Source organism: Desulfobacula phenolica (assembly GCF_900105645.1).
In the GTDB taxonomy this organism is placed as follows: domain Bacteria; phylum Desulfobacterota; class Desulfobacteria; order Desulfobacterales; family Desulfobacteraceae; genus Desulfobacula; species Desulfobacula toluolica.
On record NZ_FNLL01000003.1, the window covers coordinates 225661 to 248550 of the forward strand.

The 22890-nt window shown below is 41.8% G+C and carries 23 protein-coding genes and 1 tRNA gene; 21 read left to right on the plus strand and 3 right to left on the minus strand.

What is annotated here, in order from left to right; translation table 11 throughout:
- Positions 1–58 precede the first annotated feature (58 nt).
- From BLT94_RS05970 to BLT94_RS06065, 21 genes are all read left to right on the plus strand, one after another.
- Positions 59–135, plus strand: a tRNA-Pro gene (locus BLT94_RS05970).
- Positions 136–414: 279 nt separating this feature from the next.
- The gene (locus tag BLT94_RS05975; protein ID WP_092231546.1) at positions 415–1926 is read left to right on the plus strand and encodes a sodium:proton antiporter; all 1512 of its coding nucleotides are present in this window, start codon (positions 415–417) and stop codon (positions 1924–1926) included.
- 49 nt (positions 1927–1975) lie between these two features.
- Positions 1976–4057: a PAS domain-containing sensor histidine kinase gene (locus BLT94_RS05980; RefSeq protein ID WP_092231549.1), complete on the plus strand. Its 2082-nt coding sequence runs from the start codon at positions 1976–1978 to the stop codon at positions 4055–4057.
- Positions 4058–4068: 11 nt separating this feature from the next.
- Positions 4069–5604, plus strand: coding sequence for an ATP-binding response regulator (locus tag BLT94_RS05985; protein ID WP_092231552.1), 1536 nt, complete (start codon positions 4069–4071; stop codon positions 5602–5604).
- Between the two features lie 16 nt (positions 5605–5620).
- Complete coding sequence (locus tag BLT94_RS05990) at positions 5621–6013, plus strand: response regulator (RefSeq protein WP_014957862.1); 393 nt, start codon at positions 5621–5623, stop codon at positions 6011–6013.
- Between the two features lie 34 nt (positions 6014–6047).
- A complete protein-coding gene (locus tag BLT94_RS05995) occupies positions 6048–6929 on the plus strand; it encodes a universal stress protein (RefSeq protein ID WP_092231555.1) in 882 nt (293 codons plus the stop codon).
- Positions 6930–7091: 162 nt separating this feature from the next.
- Positions 7092–7562 carry a response regulator gene (locus BLT94_RS06000; RefSeq protein WP_092231558.1) on the plus strand — a complete coding sequence of 157 codons (471 nt, stop codon included), beginning with the start codon at positions 7092–7094 and terminating at the stop codon, positions 7560–7562.
- Between the two features lie 51 nt (positions 7563–7613).
- Positions 7614–8165, plus strand: a complete 552-nt coding sequence (locus BLT94_RS06005; RefSeq protein ID WP_092231561.1) for a Na+/H+ antiporter subunit E — start codon at positions 7614–7616, stop codon at positions 8163–8165.
- Positions 8162–8449 carry a monovalent cation/H+ antiporter complex subunit F gene (locus tag BLT94_RS06010; protein ID WP_014957858.1) on the plus strand — a complete coding sequence of 96 codons (288 nt, stop codon included), beginning with the start codon at positions 8162–8164 and terminating at the stop codon, positions 8447–8449. Before BLT94_RS06005 ends, BLT94_RS06010 begins: the two co-directional genes overlap by 4 nt.
- A 64-nt stretch (positions 8450–8513) precedes the next feature.
- Positions 8514–8837, plus strand: coding sequence for a monovalent cation/H(+) antiporter subunit G (mnhG, locus tag BLT94_RS06015; RefSeq protein ID WP_014957857.1), 324 nt, complete (start codon positions 8514–8516; stop codon positions 8835–8837).
- Positions 8838–8839: 2 nt separating this feature from the next.
- Positions 8840–9085, plus strand: a complete 246-nt coding sequence (locus tag BLT94_RS06020; RefSeq protein ID WP_014957856.1) for a Na(+)/H(+) antiporter subunit B — start codon at positions 8840–8842, stop codon at positions 9083–9085.
- The gene (locus tag BLT94_RS06025) at positions 9082–9906 is read left to right on the plus strand and encodes a Na(+)/H(+) antiporter subunit B (protein WP_092231564.1); all 825 of its coding nucleotides are present in this window, start codon (positions 9082–9084) and stop codon (positions 9904–9906) included. Before BLT94_RS06020 ends, BLT94_RS06025 begins: the two co-directional genes overlap by 4 nt.
- Positions 9907–9914: 8 nt before the next feature.
- The gene (locus tag BLT94_RS06030; protein ID WP_092231567.1) at positions 9915–10310 is read left to right on the plus strand and encodes a cation:proton antiporter subunit C; all 396 of its coding nucleotides are present in this window, start codon (positions 9915–9917) and stop codon (positions 10308–10310) included.
- A 3-nt stretch (positions 10311–10313) separates the two neighbouring features.
- Positions 10314–11798 (plus strand): complex I subunit 5 family protein, encoded by a 1485-nt coding sequence (locus tag BLT94_RS06035; protein ID WP_092231570.1) that lies wholly within the window; start codon positions 10314–10316, stop codon positions 11796–11798.
- Positions 11799–11836: 38 nt separating this feature from the next.
- Positions 11837–13318 (plus strand): monovalent cation/H+ antiporter subunit D family protein, encoded by a 1482-nt coding sequence (locus BLT94_RS06040; protein ID WP_092231572.1) that lies wholly within the window; start codon positions 11837–11839, stop codon positions 13316–13318.
- A gap of 8 nt (positions 13319–13326) precedes the next feature.
- A complete protein-coding gene (locus tag BLT94_RS21945) occupies positions 13327–13464 on the plus strand; it encodes a hypothetical protein (RefSeq protein ID WP_158406112.1) in 138 nt (45 codons plus the stop codon).
- 19 nt (positions 13465–13483) lie between these two features.
- Positions 13484–13756, plus strand: coding sequence for a hypothetical protein (locus BLT94_RS06045; protein ID WP_014957851.1), 273 nt, complete (start codon positions 13484–13486; stop codon positions 13754–13756).
- Complete coding sequence (locus BLT94_RS06050; protein ID WP_092231574.1) at positions 13746–15536, plus strand: Na(+)/H(+) antiporter subunit D; 1791 nt, start codon at positions 13746–13748, stop codon at positions 15534–15536. Before BLT94_RS06045 ends, BLT94_RS06050 begins: the two co-directional genes overlap by 11 nt.
- A gap of 40 nt (positions 15537–15576) precedes the next feature.
- A complete protein-coding gene (locus tag BLT94_RS06055) occupies positions 15577–16062 on the plus strand; it encodes a Crp/Fnr family transcriptional regulator (RefSeq protein WP_092231576.1) in 486 nt (161 codons plus the stop codon).
- A gap of 34 nt (positions 16063–16096) precedes the next feature.
- Positions 16097–16570 carry a Crp/Fnr family transcriptional regulator gene (locus tag BLT94_RS06060; RefSeq protein ID WP_092231578.1) on the plus strand — a complete coding sequence of 158 codons (474 nt, stop codon included), beginning with the start codon at positions 16097–16099 and terminating at the stop codon, positions 16568–16570.
- A gap of 153 nt (positions 16571–16723) precedes the next feature.
- A complete protein-coding gene (locus BLT94_RS06065; protein WP_092231580.1) occupies positions 16724–18793 on the plus strand; it encodes a PAS domain-containing hybrid sensor histidine kinase/response regulator in 2070 nt (689 codons plus the stop codon).
- Positions 18794–18806: 13 nt separating this feature from the next.
- Here BLT94_RS06065 and BLT94_RS06070 read toward each other — a convergent pair whose 3' ends face one another.
- The 3 genes from BLT94_RS06070 to BLT94_RS06080 are packed head-to-tail and all read right to left on the minus strand — an operon-like array spanning position 18807 to position 22831.
- Positions 18807–19613: a response regulator transcription factor gene (locus tag BLT94_RS06070; RefSeq protein WP_092232130.1), complete on the minus strand. Its 807-nt coding sequence runs from the start codon at positions 19611–19613 to the stop codon at positions 18807–18809.
- Positions 19610–21457, minus strand: coding sequence for a sensor histidine kinase (locus BLT94_RS06075; RefSeq protein ID WP_092231582.1), 1848 nt, complete (start codon positions 21455–21457; stop codon positions 19610–19612). Before BLT94_RS06075 ends, BLT94_RS06070 begins: the two co-directional genes overlap by 4 nt.
- An 18-nt stretch (positions 21458–21475) precedes the next feature.
- Complete coding sequence (locus BLT94_RS06080) at positions 21476–22831, minus strand: vWA domain-containing protein (RefSeq protein ID WP_092231584.1); 1356 nt, start codon at positions 22829–22831, stop codon at positions 21476–21478.
- Between the last annotated feature and the right edge of the window lie 59 nt (positions 22832–22890).

Below are 22890 nucleotides of genomic sequence, written 5' to 3' on the forward strand. Positions count from 1 at the left end.
TAGTTCTTGACACATTTTTTAAAGGGTGGTAAAAGTCGCCTTGTTCGATCAAAATGCTCGGGGCGTAGCGCAGTCTGGTAGCGCACTTGTCTGGGGGACAAGTGGTCGCTGGTTCAAATCCAGCCGTCCCGACCAAGTAATAAAGAGGGTTTTCAGAGTTTTCTGAAAGCTCTTTTTTGGTTTTTTGGGTGTGGTATGGCTTCATTTATATGTCTGTAACATTTCAAATTTTTTCTTTCGTCTTGACTTTATCCCTTAAATCAAATAGTCAAATGAATATATCTTATTTTATAAACCCGCGATATTTTATGAGGAAAATTGGTTCAAAATTATAATCATAAATTAGCATAGTATTGACTAAACAAAAATTCAAATGTTTCGTTACACCCAAAATAACCAGGAGGAAACGTATTGATGAAATTGGATAGGTTGGCAGTATTAATATTCATTTTTATTTTCTTCGTTTTTTTTACACCTGCGGCTGCAAAAGACCATCCTTACGAAAAAAATAATGATAAACCAGAAGTTTCACATCCTTTTGAAGATGTTTCAGATCATGTACAGGATAAGGGCGGACAAGGTCATGTGAATCTGGGGGAGACACTGCCGCTTTACAGCTGCATTCCCTTTGCCGGTATGCTGTTGTCCATTGCCTTGTTGCCACTGATTGCCGGCAATATCTGGCACCATCATTTCGGTAAAATTTCCGCATTCTGGGCGGCCAGTCTTGCACTGCCGTTTATCAATGCCTATAAAGGTCTTGCCGTTTATGAAATCCTTCACATTTTTCTGGCAGACTATGTCCCTTTTATTATCCTTTTATGGGCTTTGTTTACTGTTTCCGGCGGTATTTTGCTTCGGGGAACATTGAGGGGGACGCCCATTGTGAATACAGGCATTATACTGATCGGTACGATTTTAGCCTCATGGATGGGTACAACCGGGGCTGCCATGCTCATGATCAGGCCATTTTTGCGGGCAAATGACTATCGAAAAAATAAAACTTTTATGGTCGTATTTTTTATTTTCCTGGTTGCCAATATCGGGGGCGCATTGACACCGCTTGGTGATCCGCCATTGTTTTTGGGATTTCTTCATGGAGTCAGTTTTTTCTGGACCTTTAAAATTTTACCCCATATGATTTTAGCCAGCATTATCCTCCTTATCATCTATTTTGTGATTGACACATATTATTACAAAAAGGAGGGTGCCTCTACGCCTGATGATGGTGAGAAAAAACCATTAAGACTGGTTGGAACCTATAACTTTATCTTTCTCGGGGGAATTGTTGGCTCTGTTTTGATGAGTGGTATCCTGGATTTGGGAGAAGTGTCCACTCTTGGGGTTCACAGGGCAATACAAGATTGGATAAGAGATGGGCTTCTCATTGCTCTGGGGATTGGTTCGCTTTTGGCGACACCCACGGTTCTCAGGGAAGAAAACGAATTTTCATGGTTTCCTATAATAGAAGTTGCATACCTGTTTATAGGTATTTTTATTACTATGATTCCATGTCTTTTATTGCTGAAAGCAGGACCAAATGGTGAGTTTGCATTTTTGATCAATGCTGTAAAAAAACCGGTTCACTATTTTTGGGTTACAGGTATGTTGTCGGCATTTCTGGATAATGCACCAACTTATCTGACTTTTTTTAATACAGCCCTTGGCAGTTTTTATTCAGGACTGACAGAAAGCGCTGCTGTTCCTCTGCTGATGACTGAAAATGCAATTTATCTTAAGGCAATTTCATCCGGTGCTGTTTTTTTTGGTGCATGCAGTTATATAGGCAATGCCCCCAATTTTATGGTTCGATCCATAGCAACCGAGGCTGGGACACAAATGCCCAGTTTTTTCGGATATATCCTGAAGTATTCTTTAATTTTTTTAATCCCAACCTTTGTTATTGTAACCTTTATTTTCTTTTAATATACTGGTGATATAGTACCTGATAGCTTGAAAAGGAGTAAGACAGTCAATGAATATTGATCTTAAAGGATTAAAATTAGCAATAATCGGTGGAAACAGTCCATGTAAACAAATTCTTGAAATATTGCTGGGGCCTGGATTAAAAGAATTGTCCCCTGAAGTTATTGTGGTTGCCGATACTTTGAAACAGGCTGAAGGAATAAAATATGCCAGGGAAAAAGGGGTATTGACAACCACGGATTATAATGAAGTGTGCAGTCTTTCAGGTATTGATGTTATTTTAAAATTAAAGAACGATGAAATTTTGGGCTGCATGCTGGAAAAAGTTAATACTGAACGTGTCAGTATTTTTGATCTTACTTCCTATAGAGCCATGTCCTTTTTGAATTTTTTAAAAGCAGAAGAAGGCAAGATTAAGATTAAAAGAAGAATCCAGGCAAATAAAATAGATAAGAATGAAATTTTAGCACTGCTTGATCATTTTTTAACTCAAGTTCAAAAAAATGCCGAACAAGAAAATCAATACCTGAAGGTTGAAAGAGAAGGGCTGCTGGAGATGGAAAAAGAGATGTCCCAGATCATTCAGGGCAGCATGATCCCGACCTTTATCATCAATAATGAACATATCCTTACTCACTGGAACAGGGCCTGTGAAGAACTGACCGGACACAATGCCTATGAACTGGTGGGAACAGACCGGCAGTGGGTTCCTTTCAGGTCGGCCAAGAGGCCCACCATGGCTGATGTGATAGTAGGCGGAATGTCGGAACAAGAGGTGACAAAATATTATGGGTCTGCCTGGAGAAAATCGGCACTGATAAAAGAAGCGTATGAAGCCGAAGAGTTTTTTCCTCATCTCGGAGAAAATGGAAAATGGATTTTTTTTACCGCAGCCCCTATAAAATCACCGGACGGAAAGGTGATGGGGGCTATTGAGACCTTAAAAGATTTGACAGAAGACAAAAAAACCCAGGAAGAACTGGAGTTGCAGGACAAGGAATTGTCAAGGCTCTATGAAAAATATAAAAAATCAGAAGTAAAATACAGGTCCCTGTTTAACAACAACCCCAACCCAATATTTATCATAGACCGGCAAACTCTTGAGATTCTGGATGTGAATCACCGTGTGGAAGAAGAGTATGGGTACTCAAAAACAGAACTTTTAGGAATGGATTTTCTTGATATAGGGGATAAATCCGATGAAACAATTAAAGAAGGCCTTGATGGTCTTGCTCGGAAAAACTCCATTTTGTTCACAAAGAAAAAACATTTTAAGAAAAACAAACAATCATTTTTTGTTAATGTCAAGGTTGTGACTGCAACCTATAGTCACCGGGATGTGCTGATTGCATCAGCAACTGATATCACAGAGAGTGTTGAAAAAGAAACCCAGTTGATCCAGGCAGGGAAACTGGCCACCCTGGGAACCATGGCAGCCGGTATGGCCCATGAAATCAATCAGCCGTTGAATGTCATACAGATTTGTGCCGACCTGATTTTGAAAATGATTAAAAAGGGACTTAAAATTCCCGACGATGAAATGGTGATGATGGCCAATGATATTATTGAGAATGTTGCCAGGGCAGCCGGTGTAATCAAACATGTCAGGGATTTTGCAAGGCAATCTGAAAGAGATTTAAAAAAACTTGTGATCAATGACCCCATAAATGACGTGTTCAAGGTTTTGGGGCATCAGCTGATGGTTCATTCTATTAAAGTCGATCTTGACCTTGATCCTGATATTCCTCAAATTCGTGCAGAGCATAATCGTCTGGAGCAGGTGTTTATAAACCTTGTGACCAATGCCATTGATTCCATGGATGAAAAAGCCGAGAAAGCTAAAACAACTGAGAATGATGATGTGTCTGTGGAAAAAACACTGCAAATCAAAACATATGCTCAAGAAGATTGTGTTGTAACTAAGGTGTCTGATACCGGACTTGGCATGACAGATGAGGTTAAAAGAAAAATATTTGAACCTTTTTTTACCACAAAAGAGACAGGTAAAGGGACTGGTCTTGGCACCAGTATCAGTTTTGGAATCATAAAAGATTATGGGGGAACCATTGATATCAAGAGTGTATATGGCAATGGTGCGACTTTTATAATCAAATTTCCAGCAATTGAATAAGGAAATAAACTATGTCGGCCAATAAGATATTAATTGTTGATGATGAAGAAATTATTGTCAGGCTGCTTTCCATTTCTCTTCGAAGTGACGGGTATGAAACATTTACTGCCTATAATGGTGAGCAGGGACTTGAGGTGTTTGAATCCCAACGGCCAGATATTGTGGTCACGGATATAAAAATGCCGGGAATGGACGGGCTTGAGCTGTTGAAAAAGATCAAGGATATTGATCCTGAAAAAGAAGTGATCATTGTAACAGGGCATGGTGATATTGATTCAACCATCAAGGCACTTCAGCTTGGAGCCAGTGATTTTATAAATAAGCCGGTTAGGGACGAGGCTTTGGCCATTGCCCTTGAAAGAGCAAAAACAAAGATTGCTATCAGGGAAAAATTGGCGGAATATACTGAAAATCTTGAGATTAAAATTGCAGAAGCAACCGAAGAAATTCGACGTAAATCAAATTTTCAGAGACTGTTGATCAAAAGCTCCAATGATGCCATTGTGGCATTTGATCATGACTGGCTTGTCGTAGTTTACAATCCTCAGGCGGCAAAGATGTTTGGTCGCCCTGCAAAGGATGTCAGAAATAAAATGACTATTGACGATCTTTATATGCCTAAAATAGCAAAAATTTTTAAACTCCAGGCCCAAACGGATAAAAGCCGTAAAACACAGCCATGGAAGGATTATACGATCAACACAAAAAACGGCAGGCAGATTCCGATTCGATATACCAGCAATGTACTCCATGAAAAAGGAGAGTATGTCGGAACAGTGACTTTTTTTCAGGATTTAACGGAAATCAAACGGCTTGAAAAAGAGCTGGTCCAGTCGGAACGGCTGGCTGCGGTAGGACAGACAGTAAGCGGCCTTGCCCATTATGTGAAAAATATCCTAATCGGGCTTAAAGGAGGCAGCTATGTTGTTGATGTGGGGATTAAAAAAAATAATACAGAGAAACTCAAAACCGGTTGGGAAACCATAAAAAAAAATATCAAAAGAGTCGGGGATCTGACTCAGGATCTTTTAACTTATTCCAAGCAGCGGGAGCCGGAATTTGAAGTGTGCGACCCCAATGCTATTGCCAATGATGTTATTGAGCTGGTAGTTGCTGTTGCAGAATTAAAGGGTGTTCTCATTTCAAAAGAACTTGACACAGGAATAGGCGAGGTGATAGCAGACCCGAAAACCATTCATAGATCATTGCTTAACCTTGTTAACAATGCTATTGATGCCTGTCTTGAAGATGAAGATACGTCCAAAATTCATGAAATAAAGATTAAAACGTATAAAGATAGAGGCAATTACTTGTGTTTTGAAGTTAAAGACAATGGTTGTGGAATGGATGAAAATACTCAAAAACAGTTGTTTAACCCCATGTTCAGTACAAAAGGGGGGAAGGGCACAGGGCTGGGATTACTGGTTACAGGAAAGCTTATAGAAGAACACAATGGAGTTATTAAAACTGAAACCAGCCTGGGAGATGGAAGCACATTTACGATTAAACTTCCTTATGAAAAAGAAAATGGGGTTGATATCAATTGACCAAGGAGGATGGATTATGAGTAAAAAGGTTCTTGTGGTAGATGATGATCCGGATGTCAGGTCATTTGTTGTCACAGTTCTGGAAGAAAACCAGTATATGCCTTTGGTTGCTCAAGATGGTGTGGAAGGTTTGGAAGTGATAAAAAAAGAACATCCTGATCTGGTAATTCTTGATGTGCTTATGCCGAGGGGAAGCGGGATTCGATTGTATCGTAAATTAAAAACAGATGAAGATCTCAGCCAAATACCCATTATCATGTTTACTGGGATTACACTTCGATCTTTTTTGAAGTCTCAAAAAGTACTTGATGAATTCAAGGGCGGTGAAGTTCCCAAACCTGCCATTTATCTGGAAAAGCCGGTTGAACCGGAAGAGCTGGCTGCGGCAATCAAAAAAAAACTTGGTTGATTAATTGATTATAGCTGATGAGATTGGAGGCATTATGGAAATAAGAAAATTACTTTTTGTAACAAAGTTTGAGGACCTTTGTTATGATGCGCTGAAGTCTTTATTGGCGTTACGGCGCGCAGCACTGGAGCATGTCGTTTTTCTGACAGTAATTGAAAGAGACAAGGTGGCAATGAAAAGAGGGGTTGGCTATCTTAAGGAAGAAGAAGTCAAGTTAAAAGAAACAGCAAATATCAGGTTTATTGACTGGGCGGAAAATTTATTTGAAATGGGTATGGAAGTCGGTGCTTACATGGAAGTTTCCAGTCTGATTCCTGAGATTCTCAGAGTGGTTAAAAAAGAGTCGCCGGATCTGATTGTGATCGGTCGTTCCCATAAAGGGCCTTTAGAACAGCTTTATGCCGGATCTGATGTTACTGAGTTGATCAGGCGCACAAAAGTTCCTATCCTGGTATTCAAACACATGATGGAAGATAATATTGTCCCTGAAAAATTGTTTGAACGGCCTTTGTTTGCTACAAACTGGTCAGAAACCGGTAAAAAGACGGTTGAATATATCAAGGGCATGAAAAATGTCATTGGTGAACTTCATATCATGCATGCGGTAAAAGACAGTGCTTTGAAAAGTCAGGATACTCATGAAGTTCAGCAAGTCAGAAAGGTGGAACGAAAAAAATTAGATGAGCTTTGTGATGAACTTGAACAAGAGGGAATCAATGCCAGGGGCCATGTATATGTGGGAGATCCTCAAAAAGAGATTGAAAAAGCGGCAAAAGAATACCAGGCCAGTATGATTATTTTAGGTTCAAGTGAAAAAGCGGCTATTTTGGAGCGATGGGTAGGATCTATTTCAAAAAATATCGCCGACAAATCCATTTTCCCCTGTTTTCTTATTCCAGGTGAAAAAGATTTTTGATAATTGCCTTCTATCAGTGATAGGGTTTAGTCGAAAATAACTTTATTATAACGGCAATACTGAATTTGAATTATTTGTTGACTCCAAATCATGGTTTTGGTATTGCTCAACTTGATTTGGAAACAGAAGCATAGCTTATTTAAGGATAAATAAGGATAAATTATGAAACTCCTATTCATAGACGATGAACAGACCTTTTTGAATTATCTTGCCAAACGGCTTATTCTTGACGGATTTACGGTTAAAACCACTTTTTCAGGAGAAGAAGGCGTTGAAGTAGCCTCAAAAGAGGATTTTGATGTCGCTGTCGTGGATTTGCAGATGCCGGGAATTGATGGTATTGAAGTCCAGAAACAACTCAAGGATCTTCAGCCGAATTTGCCCTGCATCGTTCTCACCGGGCATGGGAGTGTTGAAAATGCCCTGGAAAGTGGCAAATATAATGCGTTTAAATTTTTATCAAAGCCTGTGGATATGGATACGCTTATCAAAACCATAAACGCGGCTTATGATTTCAGAATGCAGCAGGAAAAAATGTCCTCTGGATCTGACGGTTCTCAAGGGATAAAACAACAAGGCGTATTAGGCAAGTTGTATGGCAAATTTCGCAAGCTGTACGGCGTTGAAAAATAGTTTGTTTTAAACCTTTTTATTTTCATTTTTTTTGGAAAGGAGGTTGTTTCTTTGACTGTTTCCAGCAATGGGGTTGCCAAAAGTTATGCTAAATCGACAAATATTTTTTTTAAGGTATTCTTTTCTTTTCTGATTACATTCGTTTTAATGTTTTTATCCTGGATTGTGCTATCCGGCAAATTTGATCCACTGCTGTTATGGCTGGGGGGAATTTCAAGTTTTTTTGTGTCATACTATTTTTATGATCTTTTGTTTCCCTTATTGGAACCACGATATATTATTATTTTTTTTAAATTTACGAAATATATTCCCTGGGTAATTTGGGAAATCATTAAAGCTAATTTCCATTTGCTGTACTTGGCCTTTCACCCGAGGCTCAAAGATCTGATAGATCCCAAAATTATCACGTTTAAAACGAATTTAAAATCAGATATCGCCATAGCCACCCTGGCCAATTCCATCACACTGACCCCCGGAACCATCACGGTATCGGCAAACAGTGACGGTGTTTTCAAAGTTCATGCCATCGACAAAAAATCTGCCGAAGGCTTACCCGGCATTATGCTCAAAAAAGTTGCAGAAGTTTTTGGAGAAGAAATATGAATACTTTCTTTCTAAGCGTTGCATTGGGATTATGCTTTCTGATGCTTTTTTCTTTGTACAGGGTCTTGTTCGGTCCCACGGTTCTGGACAGGCTCGTTGGTGTTAATGCCATTGGAAGTAAAACTGTTGTTCTTTTACTGCTTATTGGTTTTCTCTATGAACGCGTTGATATGTTTGTGGATATTGCTCTTGCCTATGCTTTTTTGAATTTTGTGGCTGTGCTTGCAGCATCACGCTATTTCCATAAAAGAAAAGGATTATACGAAGAATCCTTTCTGGACTGATGATTATATACTGAATGTTATATATTGACTGAATGTTATATTGATTGTTAAATTTGGAGAGACCATGAATCTACTTGTTGTTTTGTTTTTGCTTATCGGTTTGTTCTTTTTTCTGGGAGGCGCTGTTGGAATTGTCAGAATGCCCGGGTTTTATACCAGACTTCATCCGGCCGGCATACTGGATACCATGGGAATCCTTGTAATGGTCATGGGGCTTGCCCTGTATAACCTGCACCATTTTTCCTTTGAATCCCTCCTGCTTTCCATTAAAATCTTTTTAATTGTATTTTTTGTGTTTCTTTCCAGTCCCACTGCAACCCATTCCATTGTTGATGCCGGAATGCGGGCAGGGTTAAGACACTGGACCAGGAAGAAAGGAAAGGGTTAATCATGTACTGGCTGATTGATTTGATCGTGTTAACCTTTGTGATTTTTTGTGCCATTGCTGCCATCTCCGTCAAAGATTTGTTGGGAACAGCCATCTTATTTGGTGCCTATTCATTTATGATGTGTCTGCTCTGGGCTGTGATGGGGGCCGTGGATGTTGCCTTTACAGAAGCATCTGTTGGTGCCGGTGTCAGTACGGTTTTTTTTGTTGCAGCTGTTTTCAGGACTAGCAGGAGGACAAAAGATTGAAATTTACAGGATTTATTATTGTTTGTCTGACAGGCGGTTTTTTGTTGTATGGGACAGCAGATTTTCCCGATTGGGGAGATCCACAATCTCCTGCCTCACTTCACCTTTCAAATTATTATATTGAAAACGCTGTTGAGCAAACACAGGTTCCCAACCTGGTAACGGCTGTACTGGCCGATTACCGTGGGTTTGACACCATGTTTGAGACAGCTGTTATTTTTTGTGCCGGATTAGCCTGCTTTCTTTTGCTAAGGGATTTTCGGGAGAAAAAACAGCGGTTTTATCGCCACGTCCCCACAGGGGTTATCCTCCATGTGAAAGACAGTAAAAAGGTTTTACCGGTGGGAAAGGAATTTGAACATATGGATAGAGACTGGGTGCCTTCGGATCTGATTATTAAAACGGTCTGCCGGATACTCATTCCCTTTATCCAGATTTATGCCATGTATGTGGTGGCTCATGGCGATTTTTCTCCCGGCGGTGGATTTCAGGGCGGGGTTATTTTCGGTTCCAGCCTTATTCTTTTAGCTATTTCCTATGATCTTAAAATTCTTGTGAAAAGAATCAAAGAAAAGGTCCTTGGGATTTTTGCTGCTGCCGGGGTTTTAATCTATGTGGGGATTGCTTCTATCTGCATGCTTATGGGTGGCAATTTTCTGGATTATTCAAGTCTTGCACCTTTATTGCCCGGAGATCCTCATCATGTAAGGGCCCTTGGTATGCTTGGGGTTGAAATCGGTGTGGGGATTGCCGTGACAGCAGTCATGGTCATCATTTATATTAATATTGTCTCCGAAGGCAGGCTTGAGGAAGGATTATAGGTGAGGCTATGACGGATTTACTTGCCCTTATCGTGGCAAAATACAACTATTGGCTGTATGTTATATTAATGATGATCGGCCTTTATGCCATGATTGCAAAAAACAATCTGATCAAGAAACTGGTGGGTATGAACATCTTTCAAACTGCCATTATCCTTTTTTATGTTTCCATAGGCTTCAAGACAGATGCCACAATACCGATTATTCAAAATGCTCATGGCGGACACGGGGCGGCCATCCATGCGGCGGATTATATAAATCCCTTGCCCCATGTTCTCATGCTGACAGCCATTGTTGTTTCTGTGGCGACATTTGGCGTTGCCATGGCATTGGCTGTCAGAATATACCAGCGGTATCAGACTCTGGAAGAAGATGAACTCAGGATGCGCATATCGGAAGAATAAACTATGGATAATTACCCAGCACTCATTGTTATTACGCCGCTTTTAGCCGCCCTTTTAGCCGGGCTTGCGGTCTGGATCGAAGAACGGTTATCATACCTCATTGCGCTTGCGGGACTTGCCCTTTCAATGTTTTTTGCATTCAAGGTGTTGATGCAAATCATTGCTTTTGGACCCATCCATTACAAGATGGCCGGCTGGGCACCTCCCATGGGGATTGAATACTCAATTGACCTGTTGAATGCCATGGTGCTGCTGCTGGTATCCGGCATAGCTTTTTTAAATCTGGTGGCAAGCTATCAGAGCGTGAAACAGGAAACATCGGACAGGACCGGATCATTTTACACCATTTATCTCTTGTTTGTTACAGGACTTTTAGGCGTAAGCGCCACAGGGGATCTGTTCAACCTTTATGTTCTCATAGAAATCACTTCATTAACCAGTTACGCCATGGTTGCCCTTGGAGACAAGGACAGGGGACCTCTGGCAAGTTTGAACTATGTTTTTATCGGGGTTATTGGTGCCAGTTTCTATCTTTTGGGAGTAGGATATCTGTATTTGAAAACCGGGTCTTTGAACATGGCAGACGTTTCCAATATACTGACAGGTATTAATGGATCATCCACAGTACTGGTTGCCTTTATTTTGTGCATGATCGGTGTCTGGATCAAAATGGCACTTTTTCCCATGCATGTTTGGCTGCCCAATGCCTATGCCTATTCACCCGTTGCCTTTTCAAGGGTGGTGGCACCTTTGATGACAAAGGTCATGGTCTATGTGATGATACGTCTGATGATAACGGTATTCGGTCTTGATTATATTTTTAAAACCCTGAACCTTGCCGATGCCGTTGTGTGGCTTGCTACTCTGTCAGTCCTGGCAGGTGGTGTAATGGCACTTGCCCAGACAAATTTAAAAAAAATGCTCACCTATATCATTGTATGTGAAATCGGTTACATGGTTGGAGGGGCATGGATGGGTAACCAGCTTGGTATGACTGGTGCTGTTTTGCACATATTAAATGATGCCCTGATGACCTTTGCCCTTTTTCTTGCTGTAGGCAATATGGTTTATCGGTTAAAAACCGTTGATCTGGTTGATTTAAAGGGTCTGTTCGGAAAAATGCCGTGGACCATGGCAGGATTTGTTCTGGCAGCATTCAGTATTATCGGAGTACCGCCAACTTGTGGATTTTTCAGCAAATGGTATTTGATTTTGGGCGCATTTGAGTCGGGCGCGTATCATTTTGCCGCCGCCTTGATCATATCCAGCCTGATCTGTGCTGTCCTGTTTTTTAAGGTTTTTGAAATCTGCTTTTTTGAGTCCATGTCTGAAGAACATGGACATGGTGACTCTCATGGCGAAGTTACACTTGAAGAAGCACCTGTATCCATGCTGATTGTATCCGGTCTTGTCAGTCTTTCCCTGATTGTGGTCGGACTCTTTTCAGGAACAATTGTAAATACGGTTATCCTCCCTTTTCTAAAATAAAGTTAAATGAAATGATTATAAAAAAGGCAAATCAATAAATGGAAACCATTATCTCAATTAAACCCCTGTTGGCAGTTTTAGTTTCTCTTTGCGTTATTCCCCTTTTGCTCTCTTCTTCGGAAAAACCCAATGTAAGGGAATCATGGATATTTATTGCAGGAACCATAAAATTTTTGATTGTCATTTCCATGCTTCCCCAGATTTTACAAGGAAAGCAGATTGTATTGACTTTGTTTGAAATTGCACCTGGTGCGGATATTGCTTTTCGGGTCGATGCCATAGGAATGCTGTTTGCCCTGGTGGCCTCATCTTTATATATTATCACCTCCATATACTCCATAGGATATATGAGAGGTCTTAATGAACATGGGCAAACCCGGTTTGTGTCCTTTTTTGCCCTGGCAATATCGGCTACAATTGGTGCGGCTTTTTCCGCAAATCTGCTGACATTGTATCTTTTTTATGAAATGCTGTCCCTTGCCACCTATCCTTTGGTGACCCATCACCAGGATGCCAAGTCAAGAATATCGGGCCGCAAGTATTTGATTTTTATTTTAGGAACCTCCATCGGCCTTGTTCTGCCGGCCATGATTTATTGTTATCATGTGACAGGAACCCTTGAATTTGCTGCCGGCGGAATTTTTACGGACCAGATCAGCAAACCTTCGGCAACAGTTTTGCTGCTGATGTTTGTTTTCGGCTTTGCCAAGGCCGGTATCATGCCGTTTCATTCATGGCTCCCGGCTGCCATGGTTGCACCCACACCCGTGAGTGCGCTTTTGCATGCAGTGGCAGTTGTCAAGGTTGGTGCCTTTTCAATTGTCAGGGTAATCACGGGCATTTTTGGTATTGATTTTCTTTTATCCTTTAATTTGGGCGCTGTGGTGGCGGCCGTTGCTTCCATTACAATTCTGGTAAGTTCCTGCATTGCACTGACCCAGGATGAATTTAAACGTAGGCTGGCCTATTCCACCATTGGGCAATTATCCTACATTATCCTGGGGGTGACATTGTTATCACCCAAGGGAATGACCGGCGGCATGCTGCATATTGCCATGCATGCCTTTGGGAAAATCACCCTGTTTTTTTGTGCTGGTGCGATTTTTGTGGCCACGGGAAAAAAGTATATCAGTCAGCTGGTGGGGGTGGGCAAAAGAATGCCGATTACAATGACCGCATTTTTTATCGGATCATTAAGCATTATCGGGCTGCCGCCCACAGGTGGGTTTATCAGTAAATGGTATCTGGTTTTAGGAACCCTGGAGGGAGATCAGATGATAATGCTGTTTGTTCTTCTGTCCAGTTCATTGTTGAATGCGGCATATTTTATGCCTGTTTTTTATAAAGCGTTTTTCTGCACAAAAGAGGAATCCATGTTTGAGGATAAGATGGATGAAGCACCCATGATGTGTGTGGTGCCACTTGTGATTACGGCACTTATTTCATTTGTTCTCTTTTTTGCTCCTCAACCGTTTTTAAACCTGGCACAACTTGCCGTCAAAGGATTTTTAGGAGGCTGATTTCGTTTATGACAAACCTCAAAGACAAAAAAGAACTCATGGAACTTAAACATGACCCTGTACCCGGCTATAAAAGCGTGTTCAGAGTTGTGTTTGGCGTAAGCCTTTTATATATGGCCTATATTTTATTTCAACCTTGCTTCTAAAGAATCGGGGGTATTGCTCATGGAAAAAAAGCATCTGTTTGATAATCCTCGGAACGTGAAAAGACTGTTAACATTTTTTTTCAGTTTTGTGGTCATTCTTCTGATTCTGGATGTTTTTTATATTTTTCTTGCCAAGGCTCATGTGATTCACCGGCATGTGAATTATAAATGGGAGGAATTCTGGGGTTTTTATGCATTTTACGGATTTGTGGCCTGTGTGATACTGGTACTGGTGTCAAAATATGTGTTAAGACCCCTGGTAAAAAGAAAGGAGGATTATTATGACAAATAGCATTCTCCCGGCCTTTATTTTTATGATCGGCGGTTTTTTTATTCCTTTGTTCAGGGGCAAGGCAAAATCCGTATATATGTTGCTGCTACCTGTTGCCGGGTTTATCAACCTTCTTTATCTTCCCATGGGTGATATGCACCTGATCGCTTTTGGTGAGTTTAAGCTTGTTTTACTGCATATTGACCGGCTGAACCTGTTGTTTGGCTATATTTTCCATATTATTTCATTTATCACGGTTATTTATATTCTCAATTTTAAAAATAACGTGGAGTATGTGGCTGGTTTTTTTTATGCAGGAGCAGCCCTTGGCGCTGTTTTCAGCGGTGATCTGTTTTCGTTTTTTGTTTTCTGGGAAATGCTGACCATAGGATCGGTTATGCTGATCTGGGCCAGAAAGACACCATCTGCCCAGGCCGCAGGCTTCAGATATCTTCTGGTTCATGCCTTTGGCGGTCTTGTTCTGCTTGCCGGCATTGTATTTCATGTGACACAAACAGGCTCTCTTGAAATGTTAAAATTGACCTTGTCCAGCCCGGCATCCTATATGATTTTTTTTGGCATTGGCATTAACTGTGCCTGGCCTGTTCTTCATCCCTGGTTAACGGATGCCTATCCCGAAGCCACCATTGGCGGGACAGTTTTTTTAAGTGCATTTACAACAAAAACCGCTGTTTATGCCTTGGCAAGACTCTTTCCAGGTACAGAGGCGTTGATCTGGATCGGTGTTGGCATGGCGGCATTCCCGATTTTTTATGCGGTGATTGAAAATGATTTAAGGCGGGTTCTGGCCTACAGCCTGATCAACCAGGTCGGTTTTATGGTAGTGGGGATCGGTATAGGCACGGAGTTGGCCATTAACGGGGCCTGTGCCCATGTTTTCAATGATGTTTTGTTTAAAGGGCTTTTGTTCATGTCCATGGGCGCTGTGATGTACCGCACAGGCAAGATCAATGCCACGGATCTTGGAGGGCTTTACAAGAGCATGCCGTGGACATGCCTTTTTTGTTGTGTAGGGGCCGCATCCATTTCCGCGTTTCCACTTTTTTCAGGATTTGTCAGTAAATCAATGGTCATGGAAGCTGCTGCAAGCGGGTCTCATATTGCAGGGCAGGGTGCTTATGTTTTTGTCTGGCTTGTTCTTTTGTTTGCGTCGGCAGGTGTGTTTCACCATGCAGGAATAAAAATACCGTTTTTTGCTTTTTTCGGCCATGATGCCGGGCACCGGGTAAAAGAAGCGCCCAAAAACATGTTGATTGCAATGGGGATTGCAGCTGTTTTGTGCGTGGGCATAGGAACATATCCCAAACCTTTGTATGATATTCTGCCCTTTCCTGTGGATTACCATCCTTATACCATTTCTCACGTTTTATCCCAGACACAATTGCTTTTTTTCTCGGCACTTGCTTTTACGCTGCTGCTTCTTTCCGGAATTTATCCCGCAGAAATGCGGGCAATAAATGTGGATTCAGACTGGATTTACCGAAAATTGGGAAGATCAATTTATGCTACCCTTGACAAGTTGCTAAATCCATTAAATGCTTGGTGTGAAGCCATTGTCAGAAGCAGTGCATCAGGGGTTGCCCGTTTTTTCGGGGGAGCCGGTGCAAATGTGTCTTTATTTGTTGCCGTGAATTTCTGGCTGCTCATCGGTTATCGTGATAAGCGGCTGGAGATAAAAAAGTACAGGCTGTATAATGATGTGCTTCAGGGGACATTGCCCATTGGTATTGGTGCTGCCGTGACCGTTACGTTTATTCTTTTTCTTTATGTGTTAATTTAGGTGTTTTCAGTATTAATTAATATAAGAACCGAGGCTTTAAATGGTAAAAATAGAAGATTTGAAACGCATTAACATATTCAAGAATGTGTCTGAAAAATTACTTGAGATTATTGCAAAAGAGGCGCAATTGAGTATTTTTGGGACCGATACCCAGCTGATAACCATACACGAGAAAGTTGATACATTTTATATGCTGCTTATGGGACAGGTGGCGGTCAAAAAAGAACTCACGCCCGAGATAGATGTTATTATTGATTATATCCAGGCCGGAGCCTGCTTTGGTGTGTATTCAATCATTGAAGGATCAAATGCCTTTTATACTGCGGTTTGCCAGGAACCCTGCGAACTGATTACCATTTCCGGGCCGAGGATGATTCAATTGTTTGAAGAAAATCATGAACTGGCATATTATATGATGCTGGAAGTTTCAGAACAATACAAACGATACATGGACGTGCGGGCCGGGATGATCCTGAAGACGCTTGGTAAACACCGGGATATAGAAGATGATATCTTTGATAGTTAATAGAACAACATATTTTTAGCTTGGGGCCTTTAAAATGGTTGAAAAAGACGTATTGAAAAAAATACTTTTCTTTAAGGATCTGCCTGATATTGTATTTGAAAAAGTAGGAATGATTGCAAATCTTGAAACATTTGATGAACACACAGTCCTGTTTGACGAGAATCATAAACTGACGCATTTATATATGCTGGTTTCCGGCAAGGTTTATTTAAGCATTAAAACCGCTTCAGGAAAAACCTTGACTCTGGACAAAGTAATGCCTGGAAGAACCTTTGGGGTGGCTGCTTTAACTGAGGAGCCTTCCAGTTCTTTTGCTGCAGTTTGTGCTGAAAAATGTTCGATTATTACCATTCCGTCTGACCAACTGCATAAATTGTTTGTGGAAGATTTTAAAATCGGGCACACCTTGATGTTTAAGGTAGCTCAGCTTTTTAAGTTAAGAATTGAACGGCATACCCGCCAGTTTTTAAAAACCCTGGCATCGTATCCTGAAATTAAACAATTATAACTGATAGTTAATTTAATTAACAGTCTTTGACTATTCGATTTTTGCTGCAACGCAGTGGACGGACCAAAAGACAAGTAATTTCGTTTAAATTTTTTATAAACGGATAATACTCTTGACGCATTTTTGACGGGAAAATACGAAAGGGTGAATTCCATGATAAAAAAACCAACCTATGAAGAATTGGAACAACACTTGTTTCTTTTGAAACGTGAAGTCTCTGATCAGAAAAATCAAATAAAGAGTCTGGTTAAGGATAAAGAAAAGTTTCAGGAGCTTCACGCACTTTTGCGACTTATGACGGATAATGTTCCTGATATGATCTGGGCAAAAGATATGGAAGACAGATATCTTTTTGCGAACCAGTCAATTTGCGATAACCTGCTGCATGGAAAATCAACCAGTGAACCCCTGGGAAAAACCGATCTGTTTTTTGCTCACCGTGAAAAAGAAAATGGCTTTGACCATACCTTTGGTAAAATTTGTGTGGATTCGGATGCAGTGGTGAAAAAAAACAATAAGCCCGGACGGTTTCTGGAAGACGGCCGGGTCAGGGGAAAATATATAGTTCTTGATGTCCATAAAGCTCCGTTTTACAGTAAATCCGGAGAAATGATCGGTACGGTTGGATGTGGTCGTGATGTCACAAAAGACATTGAAGTCAACAATGCATTAAAAGACAGTGAAAGACGATTTCGTAAGATTATTGAAGAAGTATCGGAAATATCCATCCAGGGATATGATGAAAAACGACGGGTTACATTCTGGAACAGGTTCAGCGAAAAATTATATGGCTATACCAAAGAAGAAGCGTTGGGAAAAAAGCTTGAAGACCTTGTCATACCGCCTGCAATGAAAAATGAGGTCAAGCGGCTGCATGGACTCTGGATTGAAAAAGACGAAAAAATACCGGCAGGGGAACTGGTGCTTGTGGATAAGTTTGGAAATGATGTTCCTGTTTTTTCTTCTCATGTGATGAACAGCACTCAAGCTGGAAAAGAAATGTTCTGCATAGATATTGATCTGACTGCGGTAAAGCAATCTGAGGCGGAAAGAGAACGCCTTCAAGCCCAGCTGAGACAGTCACAGAAGATGGAGGCAATTGGCACGCTTGCCGGAGGAATTGCCCATGATTTTAACAATATTCTTTTCCCAATCCTGGGTCATTCGGAAATCTTATTGACGGATATGCCGGAAAACAGTCAGTTTAGAGAAAGTATTAATGAAATTCATGATAGTGCAAAACGGGCTGCAGATCTTGTGAAACAGATTCTTACTTTTTCCCGCCAGGAATCAGCTGAATTAAAAAGCATTAAAATACAACATATAGTAAAGGAAGTTTTAAAGCTTTTAAGATCCATAATACCGTCTACCATTGAAATAAGACAAAATATTGACAATATGTGTGGGGCTGTAAAAGCCGACCCTACACAACTGCATCAGATTATCATGAACCTTACAACCAATGCATATCATGCTATGGAAAAGACAGGCGGAGTTTTAACAATAAATCTCAAAATGATTGAATCTGAAGATGCTGGCCTGATAAATTCAGGAAAAAAGGAAAATTCGGGAATAAAATCCGGTAGCTATGTCTGTTTGACAATAAAGGATACCGGTGTGGGTATTCAACCAAATATCATTGAAAAAATTTTTGATCCTTTTTTTACAACCAAGAAAAAGGGAAAAGGCACTGGATTAGGGTTGGCAATTGTACATGGCATTGTTACGGAAATGGGTGGTACAGTTAAAGTATATAGTGAACCCGGTAAAGGCACGGAGTTTAAGGCCTTTTTTCCGGAAGAAAAAAAAATATTTGAAAATAGAAGAATTCAGATTCCATTGTCAAACATTCAAGGCGGAACTGAACGAATTTTGCTTGTTGATGATGAGGCTGCCATTATTGCATTTGAAAAAAAAGTATTGACCCGGCTGGGGTATCAAGTAACATCTTTGACCAGCAGTGTTGAGGCTCTTGAAGTGTTTCGGGCCGCGCCCAAAGAGTTTGATCTTGTGATTTCAGATGTGGCGATGCCTATACTCAGCGGAGATAGGCTTGCTTCTGAATTGATAAAGATAAGGCCTGATATACCCATTTTGATTTGTACTGGATTCAGTGAAACCATAACACAAAAAAATGTGGAAGAGTTGGGTGGCAAAGGATTCTTGATGAAACCTGTAGGCATGAAGGATCTTGCACAGGCAATTCGAAATATTTTGGATTGAAAATGTGTCAAGATTATTCTGAATATCGGTATCCGACCCCGTGGACGGTGGTAATAAATTTCGGGGAGGAAGGTGTGTTTTCTATTTTTTTTCTCAGCTTGGCAATGTGCTGATCAAGAGTCCGGGTGGTTCCCAGATAGTTGATCCCCCATATTTCATTCAACAGGGTGTCACGGCTTAAAACCTGTCCTGTGTGTTGATAAAAAAATTGAATCAATTTCAATTCCCGCTTGGAAATTTCAATTTCAACAATTTCAACGGGGGCTTTCATGTCCAATTGACCGTCATGTGATGAAGATAGAGGTTCTCCTGAATATCTTGTAGTCAGCTTGAATGTTTTGGGATTTACCCGGTATCCGCCAAACATAAAGATTTCTTCACTGCAGGCATCAAAATTTTTTGTGGTCGCATCTTTTGCGATCGCAGCATGGGCTACAGCGTTTTTTTGAAGCCCGGCGCGTCTTAAGACCGCAGTGATCCTCGCCAGAAGCTCATGGATACCGAATGGTTTTGTGATGTAGTCATCAGCCCCGGAGTGAAGTCCGATTACCTTGTCCATCTCTTCGCCTTTTGCCGTGAGCATTATGATGGGGACCTGCTTATCCATGGCCCTGATATCACGGCAAACATCATAACCGTTTTTTTCAGGCATCATGATGTCCAGAAGTACCAGATCCACGGTATTGTTCCGGAATAGTGCCAGAGCTTTTTCACCGTTTTGTGCCTGGGTCACCTGATAGGATTCACTTTCCAGAATATCCACAAGTCCCATGCGGATATTGTCGTCATCTTCTGCCACAAGTATGTGTATGGTTGTCATGCGGGTTTTATCCTTGCTGTAAAACAGCATCCTGTACCGGTTTGGTTTTGTTCAAGCACCAGATCTCCTCCAAGGCTGCGCATGATTTGTCTGGAAATGCTCAAACCCAGACCAGAACCCGGATGAGTTGCGGTTAATGAGTTGTCCACCCTGTGAAATTTTTCAAATATGGTGTTGTGGTGTTTTTTTGGAATTCCCGGACCATTGTCACAAACTTTTAATAAGATCATCTTCTCTTTTATACCAGTTGTTCCAGCTATACCAGTTGTTTCAGTACGCGCTTTTTCCAGAACAAACCGGATGAATCCACCCTGTCTTGCATATTTTATTGCATTGTCAATGAGGTTGAGAATAACCTGTTTGAGTGCATCTGCATCGGAAAAGATCATGAAATCGTCGGCAGTGCAGGCCGGGAACTGGCGGATTATTTCAAGGCCGTGCTTTTGTATCCTGATACTGTGGTCATCAATTATATGCTTTAGAAGCATCCCAAGATCAAAGGTTGTTTTGTGATATTGTTTTTTTCCCTGTTCCAGCCTTCCAAAATCCAGCACATTGTTGATCAGCCGTGTTAGGCGAAGGGTCTCTGTCACCATCACCGACAGGTAGCGGTCTGTTTTTTCAGGAGCAGTAATCCGTCCGGACCGGAGCAGTTCAGCATACATGCGGATACTGGTCAGAGGGGTTTTCAGCTCGTGGGACACTGATGAAACAAATGAAGTTTTTTGACGGGCATCTTTCATGTTTTTCAGGGTCATACGGGTGAGCAGGGCACCGCCGGAAATGATGGCAACAAGAAAAATACCCAGAAGAACGCAGGAGAGATAAAAAAATCCCAGGGTGTTCCCCATTTTTTTTTCATTTATAAATACCGTGATTTTCCAGTGGGGCAACAGAGGTGATACTGCAAGGGAAATATCTGGTTTTTTCATTACCGGTATCTGAAAGTTTCCGGATTGATGAAGGGCATTGCCGTTGCCGTCCATGAGTACCAGTGCTGCATTCTCCTGGGGCAGAGGGGGAAAATCCACCACCAGCCGTGATAAAAGGGTCATTAATTCAAGTTCCACGCCGTATACGTCATCATTTTTCTGTTGCTGTGCCCACACCAGAATAAACAGGCGGTTTTCACTGAACCAGGGAATCCAACCGGTTTTTTCTATCCTGTTTTTTTCAATCCGGTCTTTTTCGAACAAGTTTTTTTTGTCTGTATTGTTTTTATTCAGGGATTTTTCATCTTCCTGCCGAGGCACTTCCCGCAGAGGGGATCTTGACAGGGTCACAAGGTTTTGTCTTGCAGAGGGGCTTTGCTGTTCAGCAGTATTCTTTGATGCAGCAGATACAAGAGGTGTTTTTCCAGAGTAAAGATCGTTATGGACAGGTGCCAGTGGTTTTTCAAAAAAAACCCCGGCCTCATCTTTGGACGGCATATCATTATAATCAAAGGCAAGTCTGCCGGAAAACAGCGCCTCATATCTGTCCATGAACCGCCTCTCCTCCGGAGTGGACCCCATACCAGGAACAGGGTATGCCAGCCCCTTGTCATTTTGCAGCACAAAAAAGTTGCGAACCAGGGGGTTGGAGGCTTCCCAGAATTTGAGCTGCATTGACCGCCGGTCAGGGGCAAGTTGCAGCAGGGACAGTCCCATGGTGTCCTGAACGGCCTGGGCTGTTATATGAATGGTGTCGGCAATGGTTTGCGCCTGACTGGATAATGTGTTCAGAGCCAACCGGTTAAGGCGTTCTTGTTCATGGAACAGCAGTTTGAAGGCCAGGCCTGCCACAATCAAAGTGGGCACTAAAAACAGTGCCCAGAAGAAGAGAATGGTCCGTTTGCTTGTCATATTAATCCAGTACCATTTTTACTCTTTTTTTAAAAGCTGTTGATTTTTCATTTGAAAGGATTGGGTTCTCAGCACCTTGCGGCTTTTTTTGCTCATTCCTTCGGCTTCTATTTGACTGGCCTGGTTTTCAATTGCTTCTGCCTCTTCAAGCAATTCTTCATCCTTGTATCTTGCACCAGCAGCTTTGAGCTTGACTGCGGATTTTTTCAGTTCTGCAACAGCCTCTTTTTTTTGTCCTTTGTCGGAAAATTCAATGGCTTTCTCCTGGGCTATGGCATTGAGATTACGCTCATACTCCCTCACCACATCAATATTCGCGGATGCAGCCACTTTTTTGGGGTTGTTGCTGAATTTGACATGGCTGGTGCCTGTGGATTGAGCCTGTTTTTGGGTGAACGGATTTTCATAATATACATCAGCCCTGGCAATAGTTTGTTTTGATCCAGGTGTGGATGCCGGAAGTATTACTTCCACCAGGGCATATTTTTCCTGGCCTCCATAGAGCTGGTTCATGGACAGCTCTATCCGGTTGCCTCTTATCCTGCCTTCCCGGCCTATGATGCCCACAGGCGTAATATTATCGGACAGGGTGATAATGACTTTTACATTTTTCGCCACCACATTGAGTACATCTCCCAGCTCCGCTGCAAAGATGGCAGGCAGATCATATTCTGACTCAACAAAATAGGTGTTGCCGTCACTTTTCTGGGAGAGCCGTGCCATGAGATCTTCATTGTAGTCCACTCCCACACCAACAGTGGTGACGGAGATGTTTTCCTTGATCAGGGCAGCTCCCATCCGGCCCAGATCCTCGGGTGTGCTTGGGCCCACATTGGCAAGCCCGTCGGATAAAAGGACAATGCGGTGGACATATTCATTTTCAAGGTTTTTTCGGATTTCCGCAGCTCCCTGGCTGACGCCGCCAAAAAGGGCTGTGCTGCCACCTGTCCTGATTTGTCGGATGGTATGGATGATTTCCTGCACACTGCTTGGATGACGGGCCGGTACAATGGTCTGGATGGTGGTGTCGTATGTCACCAGGGAAAAAATATCCTGCATGCCGAGCCGGTTAAGGGTCTCCAGTGCAGCCGCTTTTGCCTGTTCGATTTTTGTGCCGTTCATGGAGCCGGACCTGTCCAGCACCAGGGCAAGATTCACTGCAGGACGCGAAATGTCTGCCGGTGCAGCCGGGGCATCCAGGCTGACCTTTAAAACAATATTCTGGGGTTCTCCTGCAATAAAAATATCCCGGTCTGTTTTCAAGCGGCAAACCAATTCTGTTTTTTTCAGTGAGCCTGCCCATGCCATGGAACCTATGAGCGTAATGGCTACAATAATAATGCATTTGGAATAATTATTGATAATCTGTTTCATGGGTTTCTCCTTGTTTAACTGGTGAATTTTGACACTCAAACTTTGAGTTAAGTTCACCA

Excerpts from the sequence above, each read along its gene's own strand:
- BLT94_RS05975 (WP_092231546.1), top strand. The coding sequence starts at position 415 with ATGAAATTGGATAGGTTGGCAGTATTAATATTCATTTTTATTTTCTTC.
- BLT94_RS05980 (WP_092231549.1), top strand. The coding sequence starts at position 1,976 with ATGAATATTGATCTTAAAGGATTAAAATTAGCAATAATCGGTGGAAAC.
- BLT94_RS05985 (WP_092231552.1), top strand. The coding sequence starts at position 4,069 with ATGTCGGCCAATAAGATATTAATTGTTGATGATGAAGAAATTATTGTC.
- BLT94_RS05990 (WP_014957862.1), top strand. The coding sequence starts at position 5,621 with ATGAGTAAAAAGGTTCTTGTGGTAGATGATGATCCGGATGTCAGGTCA.
- BLT94_RS05995 (WP_092231555.1), top strand. The coding sequence starts at position 6,048 with ATGGAAATAAGAAAATTACTTTTTGTAACAAAGTTTGAGGACCTTTGT.
- BLT94_RS06000 (WP_092231558.1), top strand. The coding sequence starts at position 7,092 with ATGAAACTCCTATTCATAGACGATGAACAGACCTTTTTGAATTATCTT.
- BLT94_RS06010 (WP_014957858.1), top strand. The coding sequence starts at position 8,162 with ATGAATACTTTCTTTCTAAGCGTTGCATTGGGATTATGCTTTCTGATG.
- mnhG (WP_014957857.1), top strand. The coding sequence starts at position 8,514 with ATGAATCTACTTGTTGTTTTGTTTTTGCTTATCGGTTTGTTCTTTTTT.
- BLT94_RS06020 (WP_014957856.1), top strand. The coding sequence starts at position 8,840 with ATGTACTGGCTGATTGATTTGATCGTGTTAACCTTTGTGATTTTTTGT.
- BLT94_RS06030 (WP_092231567.1), top strand. The coding sequence starts at position 9,915 with ATGACGGATTTACTTGCCCTTATCGTGGCAAAATACAACTATTGGCTG.
- BLT94_RS06035 (WP_092231570.1), top strand. The coding sequence starts at position 10,314 with ATGGATAATTACCCAGCACTCATTGTTATTACGCCGCTTTTAGCCGCC.
- BLT94_RS06040 (WP_092231572.1), top strand. The coding sequence starts at position 11,837 with ATGGAAACCATTATCTCAATTAAACCCCTGTTGGCAGTTTTAGTTTCT.
- BLT94_RS21945 (WP_158406112.1), top strand. The coding sequence starts at position 13,327 with ATGACAAACCTCAAAGACAAAAAAGAACTCATGGAACTTAAACATGAC.
- BLT94_RS06045 (WP_014957851.1), top strand. The coding sequence starts at position 13,484 with ATGGAAAAAAAGCATCTGTTTGATAATCCTCGGAACGTGAAAAGACTG.
- BLT94_RS06050 (WP_092231574.1), top strand. The coding sequence starts at position 13,746 with ATGACAAATAGCATTCTCCCGGCCTTTATTTTTATGATCGGCGGTTTT.
- BLT94_RS06055 (WP_092231576.1), top strand. The coding sequence starts at position 15,577 with ATGGTAAAAATAGAAGATTTGAAACGCATTAACATATTCAAGAATGTG.
- BLT94_RS06060 (WP_092231578.1), top strand. The coding sequence starts at position 16,097 with ATGGTTGAAAAAGACGTATTGAAAAAAATACTTTTCTTTAAGGATCTG.
- BLT94_RS06065 (WP_092231580.1), top strand. The coding sequence starts at position 16,724 with ATGATAAAAAAACCAACCTATGAAGAATTGGAACAACACTTGTTTCTT.
- BLT94_RS06070 (WP_092232130.1), bottom strand. The coding sequence starts at position 19,613 with ATGACAACCATACACATACTTGTGGCAGAAGATGACGACAATATCCGC.
- BLT94_RS06075 (WP_092231582.1), bottom strand. The coding sequence starts at position 21,457 with ATGACAAGCAAACGGACCATTCTCTTCTTCTGGGCACTGTTTTTAGTG.
- BLT94_RS06080 (WP_092231584.1), bottom strand. The coding sequence starts at position 22,831 with ATGAAACAGATTATCAATAATTATTCCAAATGCATTATTATTGTAGCC.